Genomic DNA, 6,142 nt, shown 5'->3' on the forward strand with positions numbered 1-6,142 from the left:
AATTACCCGAGGATCGTCAGCAAGATCGGCAAGGCTCCCCCGCAGTACCCAGACATCGACGACGAGTGACGACGCACCATGCCGCATCGAGGGGGCGAGGGGGTGGGTAATTACCGTATTTCCATCCTATCGGGGATACAGCCACCATTTCCCATTATCGGGCAGCTTGAGGCAACTCGCTCCGCGATTACCCCATGTAATGGGCCGGCCTTCGCGAGCATAGCCATGTTGGGTGGCTGTCCCTCAGAATGATGGTGTTGAAACGGAGTCCGAGCGATCGGCTCCAAGCATCATGAGAGGAACAGCCATGGAACACTATGTGGGAATCGATGTCTCTCTGGAAGAGAGCAGCGTGTGCGTTGTTGACGCGACCTACGCCAGTTCGATTAATGATCCGCGCACCAACGCCCCGTTGTTAAACCCGTCGCCATTCCTGAGAGATCGCCGGACAATCGACACCTACTGTCGTTTTTGTCGAATCTGCGACACATTGTTTTAGCTTGGCAGTCCGCTGCACTTCGGGTCAAGTCACTGAACAAACCTCAGAAAATCTTTGTTAGGCGCCCTCGGCGCAATTGGCATGACTTTTGAGAACTCCTCATCATGAAACATAGGCTAGGCCGCACTTGTGTTCGCCTGGAGGATTCGATGGTCAGTGATAGCCGGAGCGTCACGTTGCCACGCAACATCCAGTTGCCGCTAGTGAGATTCCGAAAAGGTTTCATGCAGCCGAATATATGGGAACTCTTCGCGAACTAGGCCGCAACTCGTTTTACTCGGAGTTCCTGTTTTGCAGCGATTTCGCCACACCTGCGTGCTCACTAAGCGAGCCGGGCGGTGATTGGACCCCTCCACGCTCTTGATAGCCATCGGCCCCACCGTACGCTCTGAGGTCCTTCGGGCATTCCCGCCGGTCTGCCTACCAACCTAAATAAGGAGGCAACGATGACTCACCAAAGTGCACCGGATCGCGAGGAGGAATTCGCGATCTTCAACCGTCTAGAGTCCGAAGTTCGCGGCTACGCGCGCAGCTTCCCAGTCGTTTTTGCGCGGGCACGAGGGGCCCAGCTGTTTGCGCGCAATGGGACAGCCTATCTCGACTTTCTGATGGGCTGCTCGAGTTTAAACTATGGGCACAATCCTCCCGAACTGAAGTCCGCGCTCGCAGACTACATTGCGAGTGACGGCATCACCCATGGCCTCGATCTGTATAATGAAGCCAAGGAGTTTTTTCTGCGAGAATTCCACGAGACGATCCTAAGGCCGCGACAATTAGACTACGTCGTACAGTTTTCCGGTCCGACCGGCGCCAACGCGGTCGAGGCTGCCCTCAAACTTGCGCGCAAGATCACTGGTCGGCCCAACATTATAGCCTTCACCAACGGCTTTCATGGCGTGAGCCTTGGCGCTCTCTCCTGCACCGGCAGCCGATACCACCGCGCAGCCGCCGGCCAGCTGCTCGGCGGCGTGACCCGGCTACCCTATGATGGCTATCTTGGGTCGAGTGTGGACACCGCTCACTACCTTGATCACCTGCTCTCGGATCCCTCCAGCGGAGTAGACGCGCCGGCGGCGGTGATTGTCGAGACAGTTCAGGGCGAAGGCGGCCTGAATGTCGCCGGCACGGAGTGGCTGCGCAAGGTTGCCGCCATTGCGCGCAAACACGGAGCTCTGCTGATCGTAGACGACATTCAGGCAGGTGTTGGCCGGACCGATGCATTCTTCAGCTTCGAAGCGGCCGGTCTCCGCCCGGACATCGTCACGATGGCGAAATCGATATCGGGCTATGGCTTGCCGATGGCCCTCGTCCTTATTGATCGGCAACTCGACAAGTGGGGGCCGGGAGAGCACAACGGCACGTTCCGCGGCAATTGCCATGCTTTCGTCACGGCGCGCGCAGCCCTGGAGCACTTCTGGCGAACGGACAGCTTGGCAGCGTCCATCAAGGAGAAAGGCAATTTGCTGAAAAGCCGACTTGAGCAGATCGCGCAGAAGTACGACCCAGGCCGAGCGTCAGCCAAAGGTCGGGGGATGATGCGGGGCATCGATCTGAAGTCCGGCGAGATTGCCGGGCAGGTCATCAGCACCGCCTTCCAAAGGGGCCTCCTCGTCGAGACCGCTGGTCCTTATGACGAGGTTGTGAAGTGTCTGCCACCTCTTGTCATTGGGGAGGATCAGCTGACCCAAGGCCTCGATATCCTCGAGGGCGCTATCGACAGCGTGATCGGGCAGCACAATGAACACGGCAGCCCAAGAGTTGAATCATGATCGTCAGGGATTTCAATGAGGAGAAACTGACAGCCCGGCGGGTTCAGACGACAAGCGGGGAAAGCGGGCGGTTGCTCCTCAAGAACGATGTGATGGGCCTATCACTAGGATCTATCCGGACGCCCGGCTCAAGATGCACTATCGGAACCACCTTGAGGCGATCTACTGCATCTCCGGAACGGGCTCGATCGAGGATTCCCAAACGGATGGGGTCCATGTCGTGCGACCGAACATCATTTACGCGTTCGATAAGCATGACGCCCACCTGCTGTGTGCCGAGACCGAATTGGTGTTGGCCTACGTCTTTGTACCTCCGTTGGGGGGCCGCGAGGTACATGATGAGACCAGCGACCTCAGGTCACCCTAGGAAGCTCAATCCACGTCGGCAGCGAGATTCGGGTCCTTCGCCTCCGCTGTCGGTCGTCATTCTGGCCGCCTTACACTGACCCTACACGAGCACAGCCGCAGACCAAAAGTATGACGGCCCGTCGAATTTCGATGGATCTCCCGTGGCGGGCTGTCCGGTGGACTTCGCATTGTACGACATTGCGATACGAGAAGCTCGCGACAATTGGCCCTGATTTTCAATACACTTCAAACTTGCGGTAGAGTACCCTGCTATGCATAACGACGCGACCACCCTTGAGGTATCGACATATATCTGCTCGCTTGACCGAAAGGCCCGCAAAGCGGGCGTGCAATTCAGGATGGGGGAAGATTTTGAGGAGTACCTTTCAATTACAAGCAAGATTGCTGGGAAATATCCTACCTTTCCGAACTTCCGCCCGGACTGTTCACAGCTTGAGCCCGGCCAGGCGTTTTGGGTCGTTGGAGAAGATAAATTCGGTAAAGTAGCGCATGTCCAGGCGCTTCGTGTGGATGATCTAGCGCCTACCAACTTGGCTGACCATCTTGAGTCATTGAAATCCTGCTATGTGGATCCTGCAAGGCATGCCGGCCCAGGTTCGTCGTGTGTTTGTGTCGCGCCCACTGCTCGGATCATAAGCGGTATCGTAGCGTATCACGGCGATTTATGGCTCCGAAGTGACCTTAGAGGACGGGGCTTAGCACCCACGCTTGCAGGTGTCGCTTTTGGGCTGGCATGGGCGAAATGGTCCCCCGATTTCATCTACGCTCTTGTGCCTTCTTGGCTTATCCAAAAGGGAATCGCCGATCAATACGGCTATCTTCACAGAGAAGCCCATGGATCCGTCCTGCGTTTACCTGATCGAGACATCGAAGATGACGACTGGCTCATTTGGCTAACTCAACGCGAGTTATCCCAACTAATCAAATACTCGGCGACACAAACGATCGAGCGGCTTTCTTGAGCACAATTTTACTATCGAACTTAGCCCTTCTGAGAGTCTTCTCTGATTGGGTCTTGAAGCCAAGCCGCCCCTGTTCTTTTCCGGATCGTATCGTCCGCGGTCACGCGCTTCTCTTCGCGGTCGGCGCTGGGCCGCCGCATAATGGGGTCAAGGGGCAAGGCGTCTCACGCTGTTTCACGACCTTTGAAGGCTTTCGGCAACCGCCCGGTTGTTACCGTGGAGATTTCGCTTTGATGCGAGCGATGAGTTCCTCGTCATCGACGAAGGCTTCGAGGAAGTCGTTCCATTCGTCAGTGGTGCGGCGAGCATGGGCAAGCATTTGCTCCAGCTCTTCAATTCCGTCGCGGGTAAGCGAAGTTATTGCCTCGTGCGGCCCGACGTAGACGCTGATGAAGCCCCCATCACCTCAGCGGAATAATAGCGCCCCTGTGCGAATTCTTCGACCAATACTGAACCGCCCCGGGTTGATCGGAGGCTCCAACTCCTGAGAAGGTGGAGCCATGACAAGCAAGACGACCAACAAGTTCTCTCCCGAGGTCCGAGCCCGTGCGGTGCGGCTGGTTCTGGATCACGAAGGCGAGCATGCCTCGCGGTGGGCGGCGGTCTCGTCGATCGCCGCCAAGATCGGCTGCACGGCGCAGACGCTGCATGAGTGGGTGAAGAAGGCCGAGCGCGACAGTGGCGTGCGAGCCGGTGTGCCTACGGATGTGGCGACGAAACTCAAGGCTTTGGAACGCGAGAACCGCGAGCTTCGCCAGGCCAACGAGATCCTTCGCAAGGCTTCCGCGTATTTTGCCCAGGCGGAGCTCGACCGCCGGTTCAAGCCATGATCGCGTTCATCGACGATCACCGCGAGGCGCATGGGGTCGAGCCGATCTGCAAGGTGCTGCCGATCGCCCCGTCGACCTACCACGACCATGTCGCCAAGCGCATCGATCCCTCCCGGCTGTCGGCTCGGGTGAAGCGGGATGAGGCTTTGAAGGATGAGGTCCGACGCGTGTTCGAGGCTAACCTCCGCGTCTACGGCGTTCGTAAGATCTGGCGGCAGTTGCAACGCGAGGGCTTCGATGTCGCCCGCTGCACGGTTGCCCGCCTGATGAGGGCCATGGGCCTCGAAGGCATCATCCGCGGCAAGTCGATCCGCACCACGGTGAATGACAAGACGGCACCATGCCCTCTCGGTCACGTCAATCGCCAGTTCCATGCCCCGGCGCCGAACATGCTGTGGGTCTCCGACTTCACCTACGGTGCGCCTCGTCCCGGATGGTCCGGGGTGCATATGACTGGAATGCATTGAGAAAGGAGGATTTGAAGAATGCCGTGCTCCCTGCTGTGAGGGGGCATGAGCCCAAGCGGCGGTGACCTGTCGTCAACTGGCAGGGTGACGTAGCCCGCAGGTAAAGGGAATTGAGGCGAAGCCGTTACGCCGAGATGGTTCCCGAGGCTGTAGCACTGGAAGGTTGAGGAACACGAACCGGTTAATCCGCATCCGAGGGCTGAAATGTCGCCTTCGCCTACACGGCTTAACAGGCGAAATGCTGATGATGCCGCCGGAGACGTAGGGCGGTCTTCTACAAGTTCACCGACTTCACAGCACGGACCTTCCGGCACATCGACCATGTCGTGTTCTGGAAACTGGCGCACTGGCTGGCGCGAAAATATCGGTCACGCATCAAGCCCTTGATGCGGAGCTGGTATCGAGCGCCGGATGCGGGTAAGGCAAAAACCTGGCTCGTCTACGGACGAAGTGAACGCGGAAACCGTGTCGGCAAAGCGCTGCGCCGAATGGTATCGAGTCCCAAGGCGCAGTTCCGATGGCGGAACCCGGAGATCAATCCATACATCTTCCGGAGCGAAACTCGCAGCACCGTCACCTCAAACTATCATGATGTTGCTATGGCCATGGGCCAAGATTAAATAGAGAGCCGTATGCGCTGAAAGGTGCAAGTACGGTTCGGGGAGGAGAAGCGCAGCTGCGCTTCTTACTCCACTCGCGACCTGGACGGGCTTCGTCTATGTCGCCTTTGTCATCGACACCTATGCGCGAAGGATCGTCGGCTGGCGGGTGAGCCGGACGGCGCATGCCAGCTTCGTTCTGGACGCTCTGGAACGGGCTCTCCATGATCGGCGGCCCGTGCAGGGAGGCGGGCTCATCCATCACAGCGATAGTGGCAGCCCAATACGTCTCTATCAGATACACCGAGCGCCTGGCAGAGGCCGGCGTCGAACCTTCGGTGGGCAGTGTCGGCGACTCTTACGACAATGCTCTCGCCGAAACGATCAACGGTCTTTACAAGGCCGAGGTGATCCATCGACGCGGACCCTGGCGCTCATTCGAGGCCGTCGAGTTCGCCACGCTCGAATGGGTCGACTGGTTCAACAATCGCCGGCTGCTGGAGCCCATCGGCAACATCCCGCCGGCCGAAGCCGAGGAACGCTACTACGCCAGGTTGGATGAACCAGCCATAGCCGCGTGACTCAAACCCGACTTGAACACCTGGACGAGAACACAAAAAGAACATAGCCACGTAAGTCATTGATTT

3 protein-coding genes, 3 pseudogenes and 1 other annotated feature are annotated in these 6,142 nt (G+C 58.0%); of the genes and pseudogenes, 5 read left to right on the forward strand and 1 reads right to left on the reverse strand.

The window, feature by feature from the left end:
* The first annotated feature begins 945 nt into the window (after positions 1–945).
* The 3 genes from ectB (at position 946) to ACWGTO_RS32435 (ending at position 3,599) form a co-directional block, all read left to right on the forward strand.
* Positions 946–2,268, forward strand: a complete 1,323-nt coding sequence (gene ectB / locus ACWGTO_RS32425; RefSeq protein WP_454578801.1) for a diaminobutyrate--2-oxoglutarate transaminase — start codon at positions 946–948, stop codon at positions 2,266–2,268.
* Positions 2,269–2,401: 133 nt separating this feature from the next.
* Positions 2,402–2,635, forward strand: a complete 234-nt coding sequence (locus tag ACWGTO_RS32430) for an ectoine synthase (protein WP_454578802.1) — start codon at positions 2,402–2,404, stop codon at positions 2,633–2,635.
* Positions 2,636–2,888: 253 nt separating this feature from the next.
* Positions 2,889–3,599 (forward strand): hypothetical protein, encoded by a 711-nt coding sequence (locus ACWGTO_RS32435; protein WP_454578803.1) that lies wholly within the window; start codon positions 2,889–2,891, stop codon positions 3,597–3,599.
* A 211-nt stretch (positions 3,600–3,810) separates the two neighbouring features.
* On the opposite strand, the pseudogene ACWGTO_RS32440 reads toward ACWGTO_RS32435, so the two are convergent.
* Positions 3,811–3,999: pseudogene (locus ACWGTO_RS32440) on the reverse strand (hypothetical protein); the annotation flags it as partial.
* 100 nt (positions 4,000–4,099) lie between these two features.
* On the opposite strand from ACWGTO_RS32440, the pseudogene ACWGTO_RS32445 reads away from it, so the two are divergent.
* Positions 4,100–4,866 (forward strand): annotated as a pseudogene (locus ACWGTO_RS32445) (IS3 family transposase); the annotation flags it as partial.
* Positions 4,384–4,500, forward strand: a sequence feature (AL1L pseudoknot). (Overlaps the previous pseudogene by 117 nt.)
* 717 nt (positions 4,867–5,583) lie before the next feature.
* Positions 5,584–6,076 (forward strand): annotated as a pseudogene (locus ACWGTO_RS32450) (IS3 family transposase); the annotation flags it as partial.
* Positions 6,077–6,142 lie beyond the last annotated feature (66 nt).

Source organism: Mesorhizobium sp. PL10, from assembly GCF_053714315.1.

Excerpts from the sequence above, each read along its gene's own strand:
- ectB (WP_454578801.1), top strand. The coding sequence starts at position 946 with ATGACTCACCAAAGTGCACCGGATCGCGAGGAGGAATTCGCGATCTTC.
- ACWGTO_RS32430 (WP_454578802.1), top strand. The coding sequence starts at position 2,402 with ATGCACTATCGGAACCACCTTGAGGCGATCTACTGCATCTCCGGAACG.
- ACWGTO_RS32435 (WP_454578803.1), top strand. The coding sequence starts at position 2,889 with ATGCATAACGACGCGACCACCCTTGAGGTATCGACATATATCTGCTCG.